A 19,733-nucleotide genomic window follows, 5' to 3' on the forward strand; every position below is an offset into this window, starting at 1 on the left:
TTGTTTCTGCCCAATTTCCGGTTTAGCGTCGACTTTGTGGGATCTTCGGTGTCATTGAGCCCATGGCGCCCGGCGGGAATCGTTGAGGCCGACCAGATAGCTGTCCCCGCCCAACTGATTCATCTGCTGGCGAATCCACCCCGCCCGCCTTGCAACGTAAGAAGTCGGATGGCTGGCACTCCACACCCGCGGGTTCGGCAGTACCGCGGCCAACAAACTTGCCTGCTGCCGGGACAGCGAACCAGCGCCCACGCCAAAGTGATGCCGGGCCGCTGCTTCGGCGCCGAACACACCTTCATCCCACTCGACGCTATTAAGGTATACCTCAAGAATCCGCTGCTTGGGCCAGAACACTTCGATCAGCCCGGTAAACCAGGCTTCCAGGCCTTTACGCAGCCAGCTGCGGCCAGACCACAGAAACAGGTTTTTCGACACTTGCTGGCTCAGGGTGCTTGCGCCGCGAATCGAGCCGCCGCGCTCGTTATGTGCAAACGCCGCCTGAATCGCGCTGAAATCAAAGCCCCAATGCTCGGCAAACTTCTGGTCTTCACCGGCAATCACCGCGACTTTCAGGTCGTCGGAGATTTCATCCCAGGGTTTCCAGGTGCGTTGCAGATCGATGGGCTCGCCGTCGACCCAGGATTCGATCTTGCGCTCGACCATCAATGCCGTTCCCGGTGGCGGCACCACCCGAAACAGCAGAACCAGCAAAACACTGCCGACCGCGAACCAGAGCAGGGCCTTTGTGAAACGACGGAAAATTAACTGCAGCATAGAGATGGCTTGGCCGAACCCGTTGAGCCGGCCATTATACAGACCCTGCTGATCGAGTCTGACTGGAGTTCTTCATGCTGCGTGGCTTTCTGATGCTTGCCGCTTTCTTCGGATTCACCGGCGTTGCCTTGGGCGCATTCGCCGCCCACGGCCTGAAAAACCGCCTGACGCCTGAGTATTTGGCGATTTTCCACACGGGCGTCACTTATCAACTGGTGCATACCCTGGCGTTGCTGGGTGTTGCATTGCTGGCCACGCAGATTCCCGGTCGTCTGATTACCTGGGCCGGCGCGTCTTTTGCTCTCGGCATTGTGTTGTTTTCCGGCAGCCTGTACCTGCTGACGATGACCGGCGTCAGCAAGCTCGGGATCGTTACACCGTTCGGCGGCCTCGCGTTTCTGGTCGGCTGGGTTTGCCTGGGGCTAGCCGCCTGGCGGCTGAGCTGACCACGCAGTCCATTTCGTGACGAATGGCTTGGGTCGCCAAGTCTGATCGGGCTAGAATGCCAGCCCCTAAAAATGATGGCGGCATTCGGCATGCGCATTCAGTTGAACGGCGAATCCCTTGAACTGCCCGACGGTGAAACCGTTGCGGCCCTGCTGACCCGTCTGGAACTGACCGGGCGCCGGGTGGCGGTCGAGCTCAATCTGGATATCGTCCCGCGCAGCCAGCACGCTGAAACCACGCTGAACGACGGCGACTCGGTCGAAGTGGTACACGCCATCGGCGGCGGCTAGCCGCCCGGCCCGAGCGGCCACAGAATCATTGTGCAAGAACCTCACCCCAACAGAGGATTTCCCATGAGCATCGTTCGTAGCGACAAGCCCTTCGTCCTGGCCGGTCGTACTTACCAGTCGCGTTTGCTGGTAGGCACCGGCAAGTACCGTGACATGGAAGAAACCCGCTTGGCCATCGAGGCTTCGGGTGCCGAGATCGTCACCTTCGCCGTGCGCCGGACCAACCTCGGCCAGAACCCGGGCGAACCGAACCTGCTCGAAGTCCTGTCGCCGGATCGCTACACCTTCCTGCCGAACACTGCCGGTTGCTACGACGCCATTGAAGCCGTGCGCACCTGCCGCCTGGCCCGTGAGCTGCTCGACGGCCACAACCTGGTGAAGCTGGAAGTGCTGGCGGATCAGAAAACCCTGTTCCCCAACGTGATCGAAACCCTCAAGGCCGCCGAAGTGCTGGTCAAGGAAGGTTTCGACGTGATGGTGTACACCAGCGATGATCCGATCATTGCCCGTCAACTGGCGGAAATCGGCTGTATCGCGGTCATGCCGCTGGCTGGTCTGATCGGCTCGGGCCTGGGGATCTGCAACCCGTACAACCTGCAGATCATCCTCGAAGAGGCGAAAATTCCGGTGCTGGTGGATGCCGGTGTCGGTACTGCCTCCGACGCCACCATCGCCATGGAGCTGGGCTGTGAAGCGGTGCTGATGAACTCGGCCATCGCCCATGCCCAGCAGCCGATCATGATGGCTGAAGCCATGAAACACGCCATCGTGGCAGGTCGTCTGGCCTACCTCGCGGGCCGCATGCCGAAAAAACTATATGCCAGCGCCTCCTCGCCGCTGGATGGTCTGATCAAGTAAGAGCCATTGATGACTGAATCAAACGACACGCCTATCCAGCAGGAAGAAGGCGAAGAGCGCCAACACCGCCGCATCAAGAGTTTCGTGATGCGCGCCGGGCGCATGACCGAAGGCCAGCAACGCGGCCTGGAGCAGGGCGCTCCGCTGTTCGTGCTGCCTCTGGCCGATGCGCCGGTGGATTTCGACCAGGTGTTCGGCCGTTCGGCGCCGCGCTCGCTGGAAATCGGTTTCGGCATGGGCCATTCGCTGTTGGAAATGGCCGCGGCCTCGCCGGAGCAGGATTTCATTGGCGTTGAAGTTCACCGTCCGGGTGTTGGCGCGCTGCTCAATGGCGTGCTGACTCAGGGCCTGACCAACCTGCGTGTCTACGATTGCGATGCGATCGAAGTGCTCAACCGTTGCATCGCCGACAACAGCCTCGACCGCCTGATGCTGTTTTTCCCGGATCCGTGGCACAAGAGCCGTCACCACAAGCGTCGTATCGTTCAGGCATCGTTCGCTGAGCTGGTGCGCAGCAAGTTGAAGGTCGGCGGTGTGTTGCACATGGCCACCGACTGGGAGCCGTACGCCGAGTACATGCTGGAAGTGATGAACGTCGCTCCGGGCTATCGCAACCTCGCCGAAGACGGCAAGTGCGTCCCGCGCCCGGCCGAACGCCCGATCACCAAGTTCGAACGCCGCGGCGAACGTCTTGGGCATGGCGTGTGGGATCTGAAGTTCGAAAAGCAGAACTGACCGACCTGAAATCCGTAGGAGCGAGGCTTGCCCGCGAAGGGGACGCCGCGGTGTAACTGATACACCGTGTCATCGTTCTTCGCGGGCAAGCCTCGCTCCTACGGGATTTGTGTTGTGCCCGGCTTAGCGGCGGTCTGCCACAACCCCGATCAACACCAGCACCACCAACAACACCGGCGCCAGGCTGTAGTTGTTGAACTGGCTCAAGCCTTTGATGATCCATGGCGTGGCATAGATCAGTGCTACGCCGCTGCCGACCATGCACAGCAGGGCCATCAGCGGGATGCGCAAGGCGCCGGCGATGCTGCCCAGGCGTTGGTCGACCCAGCCCTTGAGGTCGGCGCCAAACAGCACGAGCAGGCAGCCCACCAGTGCCAGAGAGATTTCCGACAGGTTGCTACGGCTCCAGCGGGACACGGTGGCGAGCAGGTCGAGTACCAGATCCATTCGATTTCCTTATGTCAGAAAAGTCTGCAGCAAGTCATTGAGAAAGAGTTGTCCGCGCATCGTGGCTGCCAGACGTGACGGTTCGACCTGCAACAAGCCACTTTGTTCGGCCTCTCGGCGGCCTTCGGCAAGGCTTTCCAGGGGCAGCCCGGTGCGCTCCGTATACAACCGCGCTTCGACGCCCTCGGTCAGGCGCAAGGCGTTCATCAGGAACTCGAACGGCAGTTCTTCGTTGGTCAGCGCTTTCTCGCCAGCCTTGAAGCTTTTGGCCGGATTGAGGTAATCCTTCGGCAGGCGAGTCTTCCAGGTGCGTACGATGCGCCCGTCCGGATGGCTGAGCTTGCCGTGGGCACCGGCGCCGATGCCGATGAAGTCGCCGAAACTCCAGTAATTGAGGTTATGCCGCGCCGGACGGCCGGGCTGGGCATAGGCCGAGACTTCGTACTGCGCGTAACCGTGCTCGGCCAACAGCGCCTGGCCGGCCTCTTGAATGTCCCACAGGGCGTCATCTTCCGGCAGCGTCGGCGGCTGGTTCCAGAACACCGTGTTCGGCTCCAGGGTCAGCTGATACCAGGACAGGTGCGTCGGCTTCAGGGCGATGGCCTGGCGCAGGTCGCTCAGGGCATCGTCCAGCGTCTGATCGGGCAAACCGTGCATCAGGTCCAGATTGAAGTTGTCGAAGCCAGCCTGGCGCGCCATGTCGGCGGCACGCACGGCTTCATCGCCGTTGTGGATCCGCCCCAGCGCCTTGAGTTTTTCTTCCTGAAAGCTCTGGATACCGATCGACAGGCGATTGATGCCCAGCGCCCGGTAGGCGCGGAATTTCTCCTGCTCGAACGTTCCTGGATTGGCTTCCAGGGTGATTTCTATGTCGCTGGCAAACGGAATACGTTGCTCGACACCCTTGAGCAAACGGCCCAACGCCTCGGCGCTGAACAGGCTCGGCGTACCGCCACCAAAGAAGATCGAACTCAGTTCGCGGCCATAGACCGCATGCAGGTCCTGATCGAGGTCGGAGAGCAGGGCGTCCACATACTCTTGTTCCGGCAGCACTGGGCTGGCGGTGTGGGAGTTGAAGTCGCAATAAGGGCATTTGCGTACACACCACGGGATGTGGATGTACAGCGCCAAGGGCGGCAGCACAGGCAAAGCGGCCCGAGGCGAATGCGCGCCGCCGAAGATCAGCGGCGACGCGGACGATTCAATGGTCATTTCAAGCCCAGACGCTGGCGCAGCAGATCCATTGCACGGGCGCGGTGACTGATCTGGTTCTTGTCGCTGGGCTTAAGCTCGGCGCTGGAGCACTCGCGTTCTGGCACCCAGAACAGCGGATCGTAGCCAAAACCGTGCTCACCGCTGGCCTGGGTCAGGATGCGCCCATGCCACAGGCCTTCGCAGAGGATTGGCAACGGATCGTCGGCATGACGCACCAGCGCCAACACGCAGACGAATTGCGCGCCGCGCTCCGCTTGTGGCACGTCTTTCATGACGTCGAGCAGTTTGGCGTTATTCGCCGCATCGCCCTTGCCGTCGGCATAACGGGCCGAATAGATACCCGGCGCACCGCCGAGGAAATCCACCGCCAGCCCCGAATCGTCGGCCAAGGCCGGCAGGCCGGAAATACGCGAGGCATTGCGGGCCTTGAGAATGGCGTTTTCGACGAACGACAGGCCGGTTTCTTCAGGCTCAACGCTGCTGAACTCGCCGATCGAGCGCAAGTGCACCGATTCGCCCAGCATGGCCTGGAGTTCCTTGAGTTTGCCGGCGTTATGGCTGGCCAGTACGAGTTGCGTGAAATTGATCATTCGCCGGGGAAGAGCTCTTGGTTGAAATTGATGGTGTTGATTTTGTCACCGGTCTGCACCTTGATTTCAAAGGTGCGGATTTCCTGCTGTGGCACCGGATACTGGGCGATGTAGTAGACCGCGCCGGTTTCGGTGATCTGTTTGAACTGCAATGGGACGCTTTGGCTGGTCAGGTCTTTGACCGTCCCGCTGACTTGTGCGGTTTGCGGTTTGCCGTCCTTGATCACCGACACGTTGATCACGCCCTGGTTCTTGCTGCGGATCAGCTCGGCAGCCTTGGCGATGTCCGGTGTCAGATAAGTCGAGTTGAAGGTGTTGTAGTGCACTGTCACATCGCCAAATGTTTCCTGGCGTTCGCTTTTGATGACGTCGGCGGCCATGGCGGTGACGCTCAGGCAGGCAGTAAGTACAAACAGCGCTAGACGACCCATGATCGTTCTCCTCGAAGTGTCGTGATTCAGACCGCGACCTTGTGGTCCGGCAGACCGGGGCTGCTGACGCGATAGATACCGATCTCACCTAACAGATTAGGCCATAGCTTACTGGCCCACCCGTGTCGATGCTGTTGATCCACGGCAAGTCGATCAATGACCTTGGCTTCACGTTCGCGACACAGCGCTTCAAAGTCTTCGAAGGTGCAGAAGTGAATGTTTGGCGTGTTGTACCAGGTGTACGGCAGAAACTCCGAAACCGGCATCCGGCCCTTGCTCGCCAGGTACCAGCGGCAGCGCCAGTGGCCAAAGTTGGGGAAGGTGATGATGCACTGGCGACCGACCCGCAGCATTTCGTCGAGGATCTTGTCCGGGTAATGCACGGCTTGCAGGGCCTGGGTCATGACCACGATGTCGAAACTGTTGCTGGCAAAGTTGCCCAGGCCCTTGTCCAGGTCCTGCTCGATGACGTTGATGCCTTTGGCGACGCACTCGGCAATGTTGTCCGGGTCGTTTTCCAGGCCATAGCCGGTGACCTGCTTGTGGTCACGCAGCCAGGTCAGCAGCTCGCCGTCACCGCAGCCGAGGTCGAGCACGCGGCTGCCGGCGGGGATCCATTCCTGGATGATTTCCAGATCGGCTCTCATGTCTTCCTCAAAGCGATATGCGGTTCATGTAATTGCTGAAGGCCTGCAAGTAACGCGGGATCGGAATCAGGAAGGCATCGTGGCCTTGCGGAGCGTCGATCTCCAGATAGCAGACGTCTTTCCTGGCCGCCATCAGCGCGTCCACCAGCTCCCGCGAGCGGGCAGGGGAGAAACGCCAGTCGGTGGTGAAGGACATCACGCAGAACTTGGCTTTCGCGCCTTCGAAGGTTTTCGCCAGGTCATCGTCGAAGTTCGCCGCAGGATCGAAGTAGTCCAGCGCCTTGGTCATCAGCAGGTAGGTGTTGGCGTCGAAACGTCCGGAAAACTCCTCGCCTTGATAGCGCAGGTAGCTTTCGACCTGGAACTCGACACTGTGGAAGTCGTAGTTGAGCTTTTCGCTCTTCAGACCGCGGCCGAATTTTTCGCCCATGGAGTCATCGGACAGGTATGTGATGTGCCCGACCATTCGCGCCAGCATCAGCCCGCGCTTGGGGATTACCCCGTATTCCTGGAACGAACCGCCGTGGAACTCCGGGTCGGTAAGAATCGCCTGGCGTGCGACTTCGTTGAACGCGATGTTCTGCGCCGACAGTTTCGGTGCCGAGGCGATCGCCAGGCAGTGCCGCACGCGATCCGGATAGGTGATGGTCCACTGCAAGGCCTGCATGCCGCCCAGACTGCCGCCGATCACCGCCGCCCATTGGCCGATGCCGAGCAGGTCGGCAAGGCGTGCCTGGCTGTGCACCCAGTCTTCCACGGTCAGTACAGGGAAGTCGGCGCCAAACGGCTTGCCGGTTTCCGGATTGACGCTGCTGGGGCCGGTGGAGCCGTTGCAACCGCCGAGGTTGTTCAGGCTGACCACGAAGAATTTGCGGGTGTCGATCGGTTTGCCGGGGCCGATGCAGCTGTCCCACCAACCGGGTTTGCGGTCGTCGGGGCTGTGGAAGCCGGCGGCGTGATGGTGACCGGACAAGGCATGGCAGATCAGCACGGCATTGCTCGCCGTGGCGTTCAGCGTGCCATAGGTTTCATAGATCAGGTCATAAGCGGGCAGCGAACGACCGCAGGCCAGGGCCAGGGGTTCACTGAAGTGCGCCACTTGCGGCGTCACCAGACCAACAGAATCGGGGGGGAAGGCAGCTGGCATCGACCCTGCTCTCATTGAAATGAGGCGTAAGTCTAAAGACCGCTGTGGCTAGCGGCAAGCAAAGGCCGGGCCTGATTTTCCCTCGCCACATTGAGGTCAGGCCGGGCGCACCAGATCCGGCAAATCCGGCAGCTTCTTCGGCGAACAGATCCGCACTCGCTTCTGCCGGTTCAACTCGCCGCTGATCAGGCTGACCTGGCTCTTGGAAACCCCGAACGCCTTGGCCAGAAACGCCATCAGGTACGCATTGGCCTTGCCCTCGACCGGCGGCGCCGTCAGACGGATCTTCAGGCGATCACCGTGCAGTCCGCAGAAATCATCGCTGCGGGCCGCAGGTTGCAGGTGACATTCCAGAATCAGGTCATCACCGTCCCAGCGAAAGTAGCTCACCGGATCAGATCAGCAGGCGCAGGATCTGCGGCATCATGGTCAAGGCTGCGAGGTTGTTGATCACCAGCATGTCGATCAGCTTGAGCACCATGAACGCCAGGATCGGCGAGATATCCAGGCCGCCGAGGTTTGGCAGAATCTTGCGGAACGGCGCCAGGGCCGGCTCGCAGATCTGGTTCACCAGCTCGGCGCCGGGGTTGTGGCTGCCCGGCGCGACCCAGGACAGGATCACGCTGATGATCAGGGCATAGAAGAAGATATTCAGGAACAGCGCCGTTACGCCGATCAGCGACCAGATCAGCAATTGCAGCGGGTTACCGGTGGTGCCGAAGGTCAGCAGCAGGGTCAGGGCCATCAACGCCAGTTGCACGAGGATTGCCAACACCAGCGAGGACATGTCCAGGCCGAACAGGCTCGGGATGATCCGGCGCAGTGGCTTGAGCAGTGGCTGGGTGGCTTTCACGGCGAACTGGCACAGCGGGTTGTAGAAGTTTGCGCGCACCAGTTGCAGCACGAAACGCAGCAGCACGATCAGCAGGTACAAACTGCCGAGGGTTTGCAGCACGTAAATCGCCGCAGTGTTCAATCCAATCATGTAAGGCTCCTTATTTGCCCAGTTGTTCGGCCATCTCGGCCGAGCGGTGCGCGGCGGCGCCGAGTGCTTTTTCCACCAGGGCTTCGAAGCCGCCGGCCTGGAACGCTTTGATCGCCGCTTCGGTGGTGCCCGCAGGCGAGGTCACGCGGCGACGCAGTTCAGCGGCGTCGACATCACTGGCGACTGCCATGTGTGCAGCGCCCAGCGCGGTTTGCACGGTCAGTTGTGCAGCGATTTCGGGTGGCAGGCCGAGCTTCACGCCAGCGGCGGTCATGGCTTCGATCAGCAGGAAGAAATACGCAGGGCCAGAGCCGGAAACGGCGGTGACCGCGTCCAGTTGCTGTTCTTCGTCCAGCCACAAAGCGATGCCGACTGCCGACAGCAGCTCTTGGGCCTGCTGGCGTTGCTCGGCGCTCACTTGGGCGGTGGCGTACAAACCGCTCACACCCTGGCGCACCAGCGCCGGGGTGTTGGGCATGCAGCGCACGATCGGCTGGGCACCCAGCCAGTTGTTCATGCTGGCGCAGGTGATGCCGGCCGCAATCGACACCACCAGCTGGTTCGGCTTGAGGCTTGGGCGAATGGCTTCGCAAACGGCTTTCATCGCCTGTGGCTTGACCGCCAGCACGACCACGTCCACGCCCTCAATGGCTTGGGCGTTGTCGGCAAACACTTCGATGCCGTGTTCGGCTTTCACGCGGGTACGGGTTTCTTCGCCCGGATCGCTGGCGCGGATCTGCGCGGCGTCCAGACCTTTGGCGCGCAGGCCGCCGATCAGGCTGGCGGCCATGTTGCCGGCTCCGATAAAGGCAATACGAGTCTTGCTCATGTCAGGTCCTTATAGAGAGGTGAGTCAGCCATGTTCATGGTCGACTGTAATCGCGGGCGCCAAACAGGGCCGTACCGATACGGACCCAAGTGGCGCCCTGGGCGATGGCCGACTCGAGGTCGTGGCTCATGCCCATGGAAAGTGTGTCGAGTGGCAGGTTCAGGCTGGCTTGCAGGCTCTGCACGGCAGCAAAAGCGGCGTCCTGGGCGGCGCGATCTTCAGTCGGCTCGGGAATCGCCATCAGCCCGCGCAATTTCAAACGCGGCAGCGCACTGATGGCATCGGCCAGGGCGGGCAGGTCGGCCGGGGTGCAGCCGGATTTGCTGGCTTCACCACTGACGTTGACCTGGATGCAGATGTTCAAGGGCGGCAAATCGGCAGGGCGCTGTTCGGACAGGCGTTGTGCGATTTTCAAACGATCCACGGAGTGCACCCAGTCGAAATGCTCGGCGATAGCACGAGTCTTGTTCGATTGAATGGGGCCGATGAAGTGCCAGATCAAGGGCAGGTCGGCCAATTCGAGCTGTTTGCCCAAGGCTTCCTGCAGGTAGTTTTCGCCAAAGTCGCGGATCCCGGCGGCATAGGCTTCACGCAGGGCCTCGGCGGGCTTGGTTTTGCTCACGGCCAATAGCTGGATGCTGTTCTCATCGCGGTGGGCGGCTTTGGCTGCTGCCTGGATGCGTGAACTAACCTGAAGAGTGTTGTCTGCTATCGTGGACATCAAGAGGCGCCAGCGGTCTGAAGGTTCGCGGCATTCTACTGGAATTGAGGAGCGCTATGGATATCACTGAGCTGCTGGCTTTCAGCGCCAAACAAGGCGCGTCCGACCTGCACCTGTCCGCCGGTCTGCCACCGATGATCCGTGTCGATGGCGATGTGCGACGCATCAACTTGCCGGCCCTGGACCACAAGGAAGTGCATGACCTGATCTACGACATCATGAACGACCTCCAGCGGGTGGACTTCGAGAAGCATCTTGAAACCGACTTTTCCTTCGAAGTGCCCGGCGTGGCGCGTTTCCGGGTCAATGCCTTCAACCAGAATCGTGGCGCGGGCGCGGTGTTCCGGACCATTCCGTCGAAGGTCCTGAGCATGGACGATCTGGGCATGGGGGACGTGTTTCGCAAGATTACCGAAGCGCCCCGGGGCCTGGTGCTGGTGACCGGCCCGACCGGCTCCGGCAAGTCCACCACGCTGGCGGCGATGATCGATTACCTGAACAACCATCGCCATCACCACATCCTCACCATCGAAGACCCCATCGAGTTCGTCCACGAATCGCGCAAATGCCTGATCAATCAGCGTGAAGTCCATCGCGATACCCGCAGCTTCGCCACGGCCCTGCGCTCGGCCCTGCGTGAAGACCCGGACGTGATTCTGGTGGGGGAAATGCGTGACCTGGAGACTATTCGGCTGGCGTTGACCGCCGCCGAGACCGGCCACCTGGTATTCGGCACGCTACACACCACCTCGGCGGCGAAAACCATCGACCGGGTGGTGGACGTGTTTCCGGGTGACGAGAAATCGATGGTGCGCTCGATGCTCTCCGAGTCGTTGCTGGCGGTGGTGTCCCAGGCACTGATCAAGAAAATCGGCGGCGGGCGGATTGCCGCCCACGAAATCATGCTCGGCACCTCGGCGATCCGTAACCTGATCCGTGAAGACAAGGTGGCGCAGATGTACTCGTCGATTCAGACCGGTGGGTCGCTGGGGATGCAGACGCTGGATATGTGCCTGAAGGATCTGGTGACCAAGGGTGTGATCAGTCGCGAGCATGCGCGGGAGAAGGCGCGGTCGCCGGATAATTTTTGAGGGTTGGAGCGCGACCTGTGGCGAGGGGGCTTGCCCCCGTTCGGCTGCGAAGCAGTCGCAAACTCGGGCGATGCGGTCTTTCTAGTAACGCTTGGTGGCAGGTTTTGGGGCCGCTCCGCGGCCCAACGGGGGCAAGCCCCCTCACCACAATCGGATCAGCGCTGTACGACGCGCAGTTGATTCGGTTCTTTTGGCAGAACCCGCTTGGCAACCACGTAGTGGTTATCCCAATACGGCTTCTTCAGGGTGTCGATGCTTACCGACTTGCCACGGCGTGGTGCGTGGATGAAGCGGTCGTTGCCCAGGTAGATGGCCACATGGTTGACCCGGCGGCTCTTGATGTTGAAGAAAATCAGGTCGCCTGGCTTCAGTTCGTTGCGATCGACTTTCTCACCGTGACCGCTGGCCATGGCATTGGAGGTGCGTGGCAGGTCGAAGGTCGCGTCGTTGAACGCGTATTTCACCAGGCCGCTGCAATCGAACCCTTTACTTGGGCTGCTGCCACCCCAACGATAAGGTGTGCCGAGCACGTTTACCGCGCGGCTCAACACGTTGCTGCTTTCCTTGGTCGCCATCGGCGGAACCAGCTTGCCGTTGGCGCGGCTCAGTTGGGTGGAGCGTTTTACCGTCTGTTGGTTTTTGCTCGAAGGAGCAGAAACATGGGATTTTGGGGTGTAACCATTAACGTTCGGAAGACGTTGCTCACGATTGGTGGCGTGGGCGGCCAGGGGCAATAATAGGCAAATGGTTAGCCATGTCTTGAAAAATGGACGCATTAGGCAAGGCTCGTATGGGTTAGCGCGCAACTTTATAACAGCTTTTTTGTCCCTTCCGAGGCCGTTGGTCGATTCAACCTTGGGGTCAACGGAACCAAATAAGCGGAAAAAGGACGCAATTGTCTGACACAAGTCAGGCGGTACAGGGCTTTGACGGAAGTGAAGGTAGCATTTGCCGTATGTCGGCTGCCTGTAAAAAAGTCACAAAGAATTCAAGAATATTTCTCTATCGCGTGAATCGAGGTCATCCATGAACACCTATCGACAACCCGTTTCACAACAAGACACGCACAGCAAAGTGATCGGTTACCTGCTGTGGATTTTCGGTTTTACCGGGGCTCACCGCTTCTATTACGGCAAGCCGGTGACCGGGACGATCTGGTTTTTGACCTTGGGCCTACTGGGTATTGGCTGGTTGATCGACGTGTTCCTGATTCCGGCCATGGATCGTGAAGCAGACCTGCGCTTTACCGCCGGCCCCATCGAATACAACGTCGCGTGGATTCTGCTGACGTTCCTTGGGGTATTCGGCGTACACCGGATGTATCAGGGGAAGTGGATCAGCGGGTTGCTGTACCTGGTCACGGGCGGGTTGTTCTTTCTGGGGGTGTTGTATGACTTCTGGACGCTGAACGATCAGATTTCAATTCGTAACGCGCAGAACAGAGGCGCCTTCCAGTAAGTAGCGGCGAGGGAGCAAGCTCCCTCGCCACAGGGTTTTACGCCTGGTGGCTGATCCGCCCATCCACCAGGGTATAACGCACCACGCCCGGCAGGCTGTGGCCAATGAACGGGCAGTTTTCGCCCTTGGACAGCCAGGTTTCACCGGCCACGGTCGAGGCCGTCGGGTCAAACAGCACGATGTCTGCCGCGCCACCTACTGCCAATTTCCCTGCCGGCAGGCGCAACGCCTCGGCAGGGCCGGCACTCAGGCGTGCCAACAGCGTCGGCAGGTCGAGCAAACCGTCTTCCACCAAGGTCATCGCCAGCGGCAGCAGCAGTTCAACGCTGCTGATGCCCGGTTCGGTCGCGCCGAACGGTGCCAGCTTGGCGTCGCGCTCATGGGGCTGGTGATGGCTGGAGATGGCGGATACCACACCGGACTTCACCGCTGCCCGCAGGCCGTCGCGGTCGGCGCGGGTGCGCAGCGGCGGCTGGACGTGATAGAGGCTGCTGAAGTCGATCAGCGCTTCGTCGGTGAGGATCAGTTGATACAACGCCACATCCGCCGTGACCTTCAGCCCGCGAGCCTGGGCCTGAGCGATCAGCGCTACGCCGCGCGCGCTGGTGAGCTGGCTGAAGTGCGCACGTACGCCGCTTTGCTCGACCAGCAGCAGATCCCGGGCCAGGGCCACGGTTTCGGCGGTTTCCGGAATGCCCGGCAGACCGAGGAAGCTTGCGGTCGGGCCTTCATGGGCCAGGCCACCTTCGGCCAAGTCGTGATCCTGCGAGTTGAAAATCACCGTCAGGTCGAACGTCGCCGCGTACTCCAGCGCCCGGCACAGGGTGCGGGTGTTGCGGAAGCTCTCCAGGCCATTGCCGAAAGCCACGCAGCCGGCATCGCGCAAGGCGACCAGTTCGGCCAGCTGCTCGCCGTCCAGGCCTTTGCTCAGGGCGCCGATCGGGAAGACTTTGGTGTTGCCGGCCTCACGAGCACGGTCGAGGATCAATTCGGCCACGGCCGAGGTGTCCAGCACCGGTTTGGTTTTCGGCGGGCAGCACAGGCTGGTCACGCCGCCGGCGGCAGCTGCGCGGGTTTCGCTGGCGATCGAGCCTTTGCGGCTGTAGCCCGGCTCGCGCAGGGCAACGTTCAGGTCAACCAGGCCCGGGGCGGCCACCAGGCCCTTGGCGTCGATGGTGTCGACGGCAACAAAACCGGCCGGAGCGGCGCCAAGGGCGACGATCTTGCAGGCTTCAACATGGATGTCAGTCACTTGATCCAGGCCGCTGGCCGGATCGATAACGCGTGCGCCGAGAATGCTGAGCTTCACTGGGCGTTCTCCTGCTCGAATTGGCGCTGGGCTGTTTGCCCGCTCATGGCCATGGACAGCACGGCCATACGAATCGCGATGCCGTAGGTCACTTGGTTGAGAATCACCGAGTGCGGACCGTCGGCCACCGCCGACTCAATCTCCACCCCACGATTGATCGGCCCAGGGTGCATCACGATGGCATCGGGTTTGGCACCGGCCAGGCGCGCGGTGGTCAGGCCGAACAGGCGGTAGAACTCGCCTTCGCTCGGCAGCAGGCCGCCGGTCATGCGCTCACGCTGCAAGCGCAGCATGATCACTACGTCGACGTCTTTCAGGCCTTCGGTCATGTCGGTGTAGACCTTCACACCGTATTGCTCGATGCCGATCGGCAGCAGGGTTTTCGGCGCGATCACGCGGATGTCCGGGCAGCCGAGGGTTTTCAGGGCCAGCATGTTCGAGCGCGCCACCCGCGAGTGCAGGATGTCGCCGACGATGGCCACCGAGAGGTTTTCGAAGCCACCCTTGTGCCGACGAATGGTGAGCATGTCGAGCATGCCCTGGGTCGGGTGCGCGTGACGGCCGTCGCCACCGTTGATGATCGCCACTTGCGGGCAGACATGTTCGGCAATGAAGTGCGCCGCGCCGGAATCACCGTGACGCACGACGAACATGTCGGCGGCCATGGCTTCGAGGTTGCGCAGGGTGTCGAGCAGGGTTTCGCCCTTGCTCGCCGATGACGTGGACACGTTCAGGGTGATCACGTCGGCCGACAGCCGCTGGGCTGCCAGTTCGAAGGTGGTGCGGGTGCGGGTGGAGTTCTCGAAGAACACATTGCACACGGTCTTGCCGCGCAACAACGGGACTTTTTTCACCGCCCGGGCGCCGACTTCGAGGAACGAGTCGGCGGTGTCGAGGATTTCCGTCAGCAGCTCGCGGCGCAAACCGTCGAGCGAGAGGAAGTGGCGTAGCTGGCCCTGATCATTGAGCTGCAGCGGGCGCTTGGTTTCTAGAGGCGTCATCGCGAGGGGGACTCTCAATAGGGCGAATTAAAGGGCGAGGTCTTGCAGTTCGAGCTTGAGCTCCGGGCCGGACAGCTTCACCCGTTCGTGGGCCGCCAGCGACAAGGTCGCGCCAACCACGTTCGGGCGGATCGGCAGCTCGCCGGCGTCCAGGTCCAGCAGGCACACCAGCGTTACGCTGGCCGGGCGGCCGTAGTCGAACAGTTCGTTCATCGCGGCACGGATCGTCCGACCGCTCATCAGTACGTCGTCGATCAGCACCAGATGCTGGCCTTCGATCTCGAAGGGCAGCGCCGAAGGGCGTACTTGCGGGTGCAGGCCGCTCTGGCTGAAGTCGTCGCGGTAGAAGGACACATCAAGGGTGCCCAGCGGCGCGTCGCTGCCCAACTCCTTGAGCAACGCCTGAGCGACCCAGATGCCACCGGTCCGAATACCGATATAACGCGGTTCGCTGATGCCACGGTTTTCCAGGTAAGCCTTGAGACGGATCGCCATCTGGCTGATCAGTTCGGCGGGATTAGGCAGGCTCATGGTTTGCTCCTTCTTGGTCCCGAGCCCTGCTTTTGGGGTATAGCGCCTGGGTGGGGGCTCGGGTTGTAGCTAAAAGAGACGCGCAGCGACTCGTCAGGATCAGGTGCTTGAGGATTCGAACAGTGCGGTGTTTTCGTCGAGCCAGCCTTGCAGTAGCAGGGCGGCGGCGATGGCATCGACCGGGTTGTCGCGGTAACTGCCTTTCTGGCCGCCACGGACCAGGCGTTCGCCTTTGGCCTCGAAGGTGGTCAGGCGTTCGTCGTGAGTATAGAAGGGCAGGTTGTAGCGGCCGTTCAGGCGCCGGGCGAATTTTTCGGCCCGCAGGCACATGTCGCTGGGCGTGCCGTCCATGTTCAACGGCAGGCCGACCACCACGGCGTCGGGTTTCCACTCTTTGATCAGGGCTTCGACCTGATTCCAGTCGGGAATGCCATTTTGTGCCTTCAAGGTGCACAGCTCGCGGGCCTGGCCGGTAATCACCTGGCCGACCGCAACGCCGATCTGCTTGGTGCCGTAGTCGAAACCCAGAATCAGCCGCAGGGCCATCAGGCGTGCCCCGCCTGGCTGGTGAGCAGGCTGAGGTTGATACCCAGGTGCTTGGCCGCCGCTTCGAGACGTAACTCGCTGCTGGTGTTGAACAGGATGTCGGCATGGAACGGGCAAGTCAGCCAGGCGTTGTCGGCCAGTTCGGCTTCCAGTTGCCCGGCTTCCCAACCGGCATAGCCGAGGGTGATCAAACTTTTCGCGGGGCCGACGCCATCGGCGATGGCGAACAGCACGTCCTGGGAGGTCGACAGCGACAACTCGCCATCCAGATCAACGGTAGCCTGATAGGTTTTTCCCGACGGGTGCAGGACAAAGCCGCGATCGGTTTGCACCGGGCCGCCGATAAAGATCGGCACGTGCTGGCAGAGCACTGGCGGTTCGATATCGGGGCGCAATTGCTCGAGGATATCGGCCAGGTTCAGGTCCTGCGGACGGTTGACCACCAGCCCCATGGCACCATTGGCCGTGTGCTCGACGATGTAGGTCAAGGTGTGCGCAAAGTTCGGGTCGGCCATGTGGGGCATGGCGATCAGGAAGTGATGCTTGAGGTAGCTGGGGCTGACGTTCTTCATGAGCGCTAGTGTGGCGTTGGAGGGGCGAACTGACAAGCTGAGGATGCACAGGAAATGCCTGTGCAGGTGTCTTTTTGATCCGGGCTTGCCCGCGAAGGCATTGGCTCGATCACTGCAAATCTTCCGGCTAATTACTGGACAACCGGTCCCCGCGCGCAAACCTCCAGGTGCGGATGATTTCCAGGCGGTCGATGTCCGACAGATCCCCGGTAAACGGTGCGAACGGCGCGGCCAGCCGCACGATGCGCTGCGCCGCCTGATCCAGCAGCGGTTGGCCGGACGATTCCAGCACCAACACTTCATACAGCGAGCCGTCGCGGTTGATCGAGACCATCAGGCGCAAATTGCCATAAATCTGTTTGCGTCGGGCCTCGTCGGGGTAGTTGAGGTTGCCGATGCGCTCGACCTTCTTGCGCCATTCATCCTTGTACCAGGCACCCTTGTCGCGCATGGTCGACGCGGCGCTCAAGCGGTGGATGCGCGGGCGCTTGGCGTACAGCTGTTGCTCGTTGGCCAGTTCCGCTTCCAGGCTGGCGATGTCGCTGGACAACTGTGAGCTGTCGAAGGTCGGTGCTTCGACCTTGGGCTTGGTCTCGGTCTTGACGTCTTCCTGCTTGGTCGCGGCTTTTTTCGGCTTCGGCGCGACCGTCGTCACGGCGGCCTTGGGCGCGGCTTCCTGCACTTGGGGTTTGGCGGTTGGCGGCGGAGTGACCGTCTGCACCTTGTTGTCCTGGAAGGGCGCGACCTCGGTGGTCTTTGGAATGGCCTTTTTATCCAGGGTGCCGCTGCCTTGCTGATTCTCTTGAGCGAGGAAATCGGCTTTTTTCGGCTTGGTTTCGCTTTTGAAGGTGGCGAGGGTGATTTCCAGGGTTTTGCTGATTTGCTTGGGTTCGACCATGGTGAACCCGACGCCCAACAGCAAGGCCAGGTGAATCAGCGCCGCGAGAAACAGGGTAAAACCGAGGCGATCGGCCGGGCGCACGCCACGATGGGCGAGTTCAGGGGGCAGATCGGACGGGAGTGTCATGACAAGAAAACCAACATCGCGTTTTTTACAGGCCGGCGATGATAACGCAATGTTGGTTGTCTCTTGGCTGTTCTCGATCAACGAGCCTTGAGCTTCTGATCGATGGCATCCATCAACTGGCCGCCGATGTCGGTGCCGAACGCGTTATCGATCTCGCGAATGCAGGTCGGGCTGGTGACGTTGATTTCGGTCAGGTGCTCACCGATCACGTCGAGACCGACGAACAGCAAGCCCTTCTCGCGCAGGGTCGGGCCGACTTGCGCGGCGATCCAGCGATCTTTCTCGGTCAGCGGTCGGGCTTCGCCACGGCCACCGGCGGCGAGGTTGCCACGGGTTTCGCCTGCTGCTGGAATCCGCGCCAGGCAATAATCCACAGGCTCGCCGTCGATCATCAGGATGCGCTTGTCGCCATCAACGATCGCCGGCAGGTAGCCCTGGATCATGATCTGCTGTTTGCCATGCAGGGTCAGGGTTTCAAGAATCACCGACAGGTTCGGGTGGCCGGCGGTATGACGGAAGATCGACGAACCGCCCATGCCGTCCAGCGGCTTGAGGATCACGTCACCGTGATGGTCGGCGAATTCACGCAACACGTCCGGGCGACGGCTGACGATGGTCGGCGGCGTGCACTGCGGGAACAGCGTGGCGAACAGCTTCTCGTTGCAGTCACGCAGGCTTTGCGGCTTGTTGACCACCAGCACGCCAGCGTTCTCGGCTTGCTCCAGCAGGTAAGTGGAGTAGACGAACTCCATGTCGAACGGCGGATCCTTGCGCATCAGAATCACGTCCAGGTCGCTCAGCAGTGCGTCGGATTCGGCGCCCAGCTCGAACCACTTGTGCGGGTCGGCGAAGACTTTCAGCGGACGCATCCGCGCGCGCGCCTGGCCCTCGGCCTGATACAAATCGCGCTGTTCCATATAGAACAGTTCCCAGCCACGCTTTTGCGCGGCCAACAGCATGGCCAGCGAGCTATCCTTTTTATAGGAGATGCTGGCGATAGGATCCATGACAATCCCGACGCGAACGCTCATGGGGTTTTCCTCGAAATTGGGGTGGAAAGTGCGATGAAAAAGTGGCGTCAGAGTGGCGCTGAGTGGGTTCCCGGTCAAGGAAAAACCACCGCACAGGTCACCCGATAGATTGGACGGGGAGACTGTGCTAAAAAGGCTGCCATGCCGTCTTGGCCCTTGAGTATCAAGGGTTTCGGGCCGCAAACGGACAAATTGATTCACAAAGGCGACGGTAGAGCCCCTATGGAACAGCATTCCAGCGCCTTGAAGGTCATGGTGATCGATGATTCGAAAACGATTCGTCGCACCGCCGAAACGCTGTTGAAAAACGTGGGCTGTGAAGTCATCACCGCAATCGATGGTTTCGATGCCCTGGCCAAGATTGCCGACAATCACCCAGGCATCATCTTTGTCGACATCATGATGCCGCGTCTGGATGGCTATCAGACCTGCGCGTTGATCAAGAACAACAGTGCGTTCAAGTCCACGCCAGTGATTATGCTGTCGTCCAGGGACGGGTTGTTCGACAAGGCCAAGGGGCGGATCGTCGGCTCCGACCAGTTTTTGACCAAGCCTTTCAGCAAGGAAGAACTGCTGAACGCGATTCAGGCCCACGTACCGGGCTTTGCTGTCGTTTCGCCGCAGTAGGACACGCACAGTGACGCTCGGCCAGTGGGCCTTGCGTCGACAAGAATGGGGAAGACCATGGCACGTATTCTGATCGTCGATGATTCGCCGACCGAAATGTACAAACTGACCGGCATGCTCGAAAAGCACGGTCATGAAGTGTTGAAAGCCGAAAACGGCGCCGACGGCGTGGCCCTGGCCCGTCAGGAAAAACCCGACGCGGTACTGATGGACATCGTCATGCCCGGCCTCAATGGTTTCCAGGCGACCCGTCAGCTGACCAAAGACCCGGAAACCGGGCACATCCCGGTGATCATCATCACCACTAAGGATCAGGAAACCGACAAAGTCTGGGGCACGCGCCAGGGCGCCAAGGACTACCTGACCAAACCGGTCGATGAAGACACCCTGATCAAGACGCTGAACAACGTGCTGGCCGGTTGAT

General features: G+C 60.8%; 27 protein-coding genes. 8 read left to right on the top strand and 19 right to left on the bottom strand.

Annotation, left to right across the window (positions count from 1 at the left end; genetic code table 11):
• Positions 1-51: 51 nt before the first annotated feature.
• Complete coding sequence (gene mtgA / locus AC07VO_RS08635; RefSeq protein ID WP_086944404.1) at positions 52-774, bottom strand: monofunctional biosynthetic peptidoglycan transglycosylase; 723 nt, start codon at positions 772-774, stop codon at positions 52-54.
• 74 nt (positions 775-848) lie between these two features.
• On the opposite strand from mtgA, the gene AC07VO_RS08640 reads away from it, so the two are divergent.
• The 4 genes from AC07VO_RS08640 to trmB all read left to right on the top strand — a co-directional run bounded on the left by AC07VO_RS08640 (position 849) and on the right by trmB (position 3,104).
• Entirely contained in the window at positions 849-1,220 is a 372-nt protein-coding gene (locus AC07VO_RS08640; protein WP_019580607.1) for a DUF423 domain-containing protein, read from the top strand.
• A 90-nt stretch (positions 1,221-1,310) separates the two neighbouring features.
• On the top strand, positions 1,311-1,511 hold the full coding sequence (gene thiS, locus AC07VO_RS08645; protein ID WP_007897898.1) for a sulfur carrier protein ThiS: 201 nt from the start codon (positions 1,311-1,313) through the stop codon (positions 1,509-1,511).
• A gap of 63 nt (positions 1,512-1,574) precedes the next feature.
• The gene (locus AC07VO_RS08650) at positions 1,575-2,369 is read left to right on the top strand and encodes a thiazole synthase (RefSeq protein WP_007939343.1); all 795 of its coding nucleotides are present in this window, start codon (positions 1,575-1,577) and stop codon (positions 2,367-2,369) included.
• A gap of 9 nt (positions 2,370-2,378) precedes the next feature.
• Positions 2,379-3,104, top strand: coding sequence for a tRNA (guanosine(46)-N7)-methyltransferase TrmB (trmB, locus tag AC07VO_RS08655; protein ID WP_086944405.1), 726 nt, complete (start codon positions 2,379-2,381; stop codon positions 3,102-3,104).
• Positions 3,105-3,227: 123 nt separating this feature from the next.
• Here the strand turns inward: trmB and AC07VO_RS08660 are convergent, their stop codons facing one another.
• The 10 genes from AC07VO_RS08660 to AC07VO_RS08705 form a co-directional block, all read right to left on the bottom strand.
• A complete protein-coding gene (locus AC07VO_RS08660; RefSeq protein ID WP_018928699.1) occupies positions 3,228-3,551 on the bottom strand; it encodes a DUF3392 domain-containing protein in 324 nt (107 codons plus the stop codon).
• Between the two features lie 9 nt (positions 3,552-3,560).
• Positions 3,561-4,763 carry a radical SAM family heme chaperone HemW gene (gene hemW, locus AC07VO_RS08665; RefSeq protein WP_064620952.1) on the bottom strand — a complete coding sequence of 401 codons (1,203 nt, stop codon included), beginning with the start codon at positions 4,761-4,763 and terminating at the stop codon, positions 3,561-3,563.
• The gene (gene rdgB, locus AC07VO_RS08670) at positions 4,760-5,356 is read right to left on the bottom strand and encodes an RdgB/HAM1 family non-canonical purine NTP pyrophosphatase (RefSeq protein WP_007939349.1); all 597 of its coding nucleotides are present in this window, start codon (positions 5,354-5,356) and stop codon (positions 4,760-4,762) included. The genes hemW and rdgB overlap by 4 nt, the downstream gene beginning before the upstream one ends.
• Entirely contained in the window at positions 5,353-5,787 is a 435-nt protein-coding gene (locus tag AC07VO_RS08675) for a DUF4426 domain-containing protein (protein ID WP_018928701.1), read from the bottom strand. The genes rdgB and AC07VO_RS08675 overlap by 4 nt, the downstream gene beginning before the upstream one ends.
• A 26-nt stretch (positions 5,788-5,813) precedes the next feature.
• Positions 5,814-6,434: a methionine biosynthesis protein MetW gene (gene metW / locus AC07VO_RS08680; protein WP_007939351.1), complete on the bottom strand. Its 621-nt coding sequence runs from the start codon at positions 6,432-6,434 to the stop codon at positions 5,814-5,816.
• A gap of 7 nt (positions 6,435-6,441) precedes the next feature.
• Complete coding sequence (gene metX / locus AC07VO_RS08685; protein ID WP_018928702.1) at positions 6,442-7,581, bottom strand: homoserine O-succinyltransferase MetX; 1,140 nt, start codon at positions 7,579-7,581, stop codon at positions 6,442-6,444.
• Positions 7,582-7,677: 96 nt separating this feature from the next.
• Positions 7,678-7,971: a DUF167 domain-containing protein gene (locus tag AC07VO_RS08690; protein ID WP_018928703.1), complete on the bottom strand. Its 294-nt coding sequence runs from the start codon at positions 7,969-7,971 to the stop codon at positions 7,678-7,680.
• A gap of 4 nt (positions 7,972-7,975) precedes the next feature.
• Positions 7,976-8,566 carry a YggT family protein gene (locus AC07VO_RS08695; protein WP_019580613.1) on the bottom strand — a complete coding sequence of 197 codons (591 nt, stop codon included), beginning with the start codon at positions 8,564-8,566 and terminating at the stop codon, positions 7,976-7,978.
• Between the two features lie 10 nt (positions 8,567-8,576).
• Entirely contained in the window at positions 8,577-9,395 is an 819-nt protein-coding gene (gene proC / locus AC07VO_RS08700; RefSeq protein WP_086944406.1) for a pyrroline-5-carboxylate reductase, read from the bottom strand.
• A 34-nt stretch (positions 9,396-9,429) separates the two neighbouring features.
• Positions 9,430-10,116: a YggS family pyridoxal phosphate-dependent enzyme gene (locus AC07VO_RS08705; RefSeq protein WP_018928706.1), complete on the bottom strand. Its 687-nt coding sequence runs from the start codon at positions 10,114-10,116 to the stop codon at positions 9,430-9,432.
• A gap of 56 nt (positions 10,117-10,172) precedes the next feature.
• On the opposite strand from AC07VO_RS08705, the gene AC07VO_RS08710 reads away from it, so the two are divergent.
• Entirely contained in the window at positions 10,173-11,207 is a 1,035-nt protein-coding gene (locus tag AC07VO_RS08710) for a type IV pilus twitching motility protein PilT (protein WP_064620948.1), read from the top strand.
• Between the two features lie 155 nt (positions 11,208-11,362).
• Here the strand turns inward: AC07VO_RS08710 and AC07VO_RS08715 are convergent, their stop codons facing one another.
• Entirely contained in the window at positions 11,363-11,983 is a 621-nt protein-coding gene (locus tag AC07VO_RS08715; protein WP_018928708.1) for a C40 family peptidase, read from the bottom strand.
• Positions 11,984-12,233: 250 nt separating this feature from the next.
• Between AC07VO_RS08715 and AC07VO_RS08720 the strand changes: the two genes are divergently transcribed.
• On the top strand, positions 12,234-12,665 hold the full coding sequence (locus tag AC07VO_RS08720) for an NINE protein (protein ID WP_018928709.1): 432 nt from the start codon (positions 12,234-12,236) through the stop codon (positions 12,663-12,665).
• Between the two features lie 37 nt (positions 12,666-12,702).
• On the opposite strand, the gene AC07VO_RS08725 is transcribed toward AC07VO_RS08720, so the two are convergent.
• The 7 genes from AC07VO_RS08725 to gshB all read right to left on the bottom strand — a co-directional run bounded on the left by AC07VO_RS08725 (position 12,703) and on the right by gshB (position 18,682).
• Positions 12,703-13,974, bottom strand: coding sequence for a dihydroorotase (locus AC07VO_RS08725; RefSeq protein WP_018928710.1), 1,272 nt, complete (start codon positions 13,972-13,974; stop codon positions 12,703-12,705).
• The gene (locus tag AC07VO_RS08730; protein WP_007939362.1) at positions 13,971-14,975 is read right to left on the bottom strand and encodes an aspartate carbamoyltransferase catalytic subunit; all 1,005 of its coding nucleotides are present in this window, start codon (positions 14,973-14,975) and stop codon (positions 13,971-13,973) included. Before AC07VO_RS08730 ends, AC07VO_RS08725 begins: the two co-directional genes overlap by 4 nt.
• 27 nt (positions 14,976-15,002) lie before the next feature.
• Positions 15,003-15,506 carry a bifunctional pyr operon transcriptional regulator/uracil phosphoribosyltransferase PyrR gene (gene pyrR, locus AC07VO_RS08735; protein ID WP_086944407.1) on the bottom strand — a complete coding sequence of 168 codons (504 nt, stop codon included), beginning with the start codon at positions 15,504-15,506 and terminating at the stop codon, positions 15,003-15,005.
• Positions 15,507-15,605: 99 nt separating this feature from the next.
• The gene (ruvX, locus tag AC07VO_RS08740; protein WP_018928712.1) at positions 15,606-16,052 is read right to left on the bottom strand and encodes a Holliday junction resolvase RuvX; all 447 of its coding nucleotides are present in this window, start codon (positions 16,050-16,052) and stop codon (positions 15,606-15,608) included.
• The gene (locus AC07VO_RS08745; RefSeq protein ID WP_018928713.1) at positions 16,052-16,624 is read right to left on the bottom strand and encodes a YqgE/AlgH family protein; all 573 of its coding nucleotides are present in this window, start codon (positions 16,622-16,624) and stop codon (positions 16,052-16,054) included. Before AC07VO_RS08745 ends, ruvX begins: the two co-directional genes overlap by 1 nt.
• A 127-nt stretch (positions 16,625-16,751) precedes the next feature.
• A complete protein-coding gene (locus tag AC07VO_RS08750; RefSeq protein WP_026286615.1) occupies positions 16,752-17,651 on the bottom strand; it encodes an energy transducer TonB in 900 nt (299 codons plus the stop codon).
• A gap of 77 nt (positions 17,652-17,728) precedes the next feature.
• Positions 17,729-18,682 (bottom strand): glutathione synthase, encoded by a 954-nt coding sequence (gene gshB, locus AC07VO_RS08755; protein WP_018928715.1) that lies wholly within the window; start codon positions 18,680-18,682, stop codon positions 17,729-17,731.
• A 222-nt stretch (positions 18,683-18,904) separates the two neighbouring features.
• Here gshB and pilG point away from each other — a divergent pair, with 222 nt between their 5' ends.
• Positions 18,905-19,309 (top strand): twitching motility response regulator PilG, encoded by a 405-nt coding sequence (pilG, locus tag AC07VO_RS08760; protein ID WP_007897954.1) that lies wholly within the window; start codon positions 18,905-18,907, stop codon positions 19,307-19,309.
• A gap of 57 nt (positions 19,310-19,366) precedes the next feature.
• A complete protein-coding gene (pilH, locus tag AC07VO_RS08765; protein ID WP_007897961.1) occupies positions 19,367-19,732 on the top strand; it encodes a twitching motility response regulator PilH in 366 nt (121 codons plus the stop codon).
• The last annotated feature ends 1 nt before the right edge of the window (position 19,733 follow it).

The organism is Pseudomonas sp. GW821-FHT03E01, from assembly GCF_059420765.1.

Excerpts from the sequence above, each read along its gene's own strand:
- trmB (WP_086944405.1), top strand. The coding sequence starts at position 2,379 with ATGACTGAATCAAACGACACGCCTATCCAGCAGGAAGAAGGCGAAGAG.
- mtgA (WP_086944404.1), bottom strand. The coding sequence starts at position 774 with ATGCTGCAGTTAATTTTCCGTCGTTTCACAAAGGCCCTGCTCTGGTTC.
- metW (WP_007939351.1), bottom strand. The coding sequence starts at position 6,434 with ATGAGAGCCGATCTGGAAATCATCCAGGAATGGATCCCCGCCGGCAGC.
- AC07VO_RS08660 (WP_018928699.1), bottom strand. The coding sequence starts at position 3,551 with ATGGATCTGGTACTCGACCTGCTCGCCACCGTGTCCCGCTGGAGCCGT.
- pilH (WP_007897961.1), top strand. The coding sequence starts at position 19,367 with ATGGCACGTATTCTGATCGTCGATGATTCGCCGACCGAAATGTACAAA.
- AC07VO_RS08710 (WP_064620948.1), top strand. The coding sequence starts at position 10,173 with ATGGATATCACTGAGCTGCTGGCTTTCAGCGCCAAACAAGGCGCGTCC.
- proC (WP_086944406.1), bottom strand. The coding sequence starts at position 9,395 with ATGAGCAAGACTCGTATTGCCTTTATCGGAGCCGGCAACATGGCCGCC.
- AC07VO_RS08745 (WP_018928713.1), bottom strand. The coding sequence starts at position 16,624 with ATGAAGAACGTCAGCCCCAGCTACCTCAAGCATCACTTCCTGATCGCC.
- AC07VO_RS08695 (WP_019580613.1), bottom strand. The coding sequence starts at position 8,566 with ATGATTGGATTGAACACTGCGGCGATTTACGTGCTGCAAACCCTCGGC.
- gshB (WP_018928715.1), bottom strand. The coding sequence starts at position 18,682 with ATGAGCGTTCGCGTCGGGATTGTCATGGATCCTATCGCCAGCATCTCC.
- metX (WP_018928702.1), bottom strand. The coding sequence starts at position 7,581 with ATGCCAGCTGCCTTCCCCCCCGATTCTGTTGGTCTGGTGACGCCGCAA.
- pyrR (WP_086944407.1), bottom strand. The coding sequence starts at position 15,506 with ATGAGCCTGCCTAATCCCGCCGAACTGATCAGCCAGATGGCGATCCGT.
- ruvX (WP_018928712.1), bottom strand. The coding sequence starts at position 16,052 with ATGGCCCTGCGGCTGATTCTGGGTTTCGACTACGGCACCAAGCAGATC.
- rdgB (WP_007939349.1), bottom strand. The coding sequence starts at position 5,356 with ATGATCAATTTCACGCAACTCGTACTGGCCAGCCATAACGCCGGCAAA.
- AC07VO_RS08750 (WP_026286615.1), bottom strand. The coding sequence starts at position 17,651 with ATGACACTCCCGTCCGATCTGCCCCCTGAACTCGCCCATCGTGGCGTG.
- AC07VO_RS08705 (WP_018928706.1), bottom strand. The coding sequence starts at position 10,116 with ATGTCCACGATAGCAGACAACACTCTTCAGGTTAGTTCACGCATCCAG.
- AC07VO_RS08715 (WP_018928708.1), bottom strand. The coding sequence starts at position 11,983 with ATGCGTCCATTTTTCAAGACATGGCTAACCATTTGCCTATTATTGCCC.
- thiS (WP_007897898.1), top strand. The coding sequence starts at position 1,311 with ATGCGCATTCAGTTGAACGGCGAATCCCTTGAACTGCCCGACGGTGAA.
- AC07VO_RS08675 (WP_018928701.1), bottom strand. The coding sequence starts at position 5,787 with ATGGGTCGTCTAGCGCTGTTTGTACTTACTGCCTGCCTGAGCGTCACC.
- AC07VO_RS08720 (WP_018928709.1), top strand. The coding sequence starts at position 12,234 with ATGAACACCTATCGACAACCCGTTTCACAACAAGACACGCACAGCAAA.
- AC07VO_RS08650 (WP_007939343.1), top strand. The coding sequence starts at position 1,575 with ATGAGCATCGTTCGTAGCGACAAGCCCTTCGTCCTGGCCGGTCGTACT.
- pilG (WP_007897954.1), top strand. The coding sequence starts at position 18,905 with ATGGAACAGCATTCCAGCGCCTTGAAGGTCATGGTGATCGATGATTCG.
- AC07VO_RS08730 (WP_007939362.1), bottom strand. The coding sequence starts at position 14,975 with ATGACGCCTCTAGAAACCAAGCGCCCGCTGCAGCTCAATGATCAGGGC.
- AC07VO_RS08640 (WP_019580607.1), top strand. The coding sequence starts at position 849 with ATGCTGCGTGGCTTTCTGATGCTTGCCGCTTTCTTCGGATTCACCGGC.
- hemW (WP_064620952.1), bottom strand. The coding sequence starts at position 4,763 with ATGACCATTGAATCGTCCGCGTCGCCGCTGATCTTCGGCGGCGCGCAT.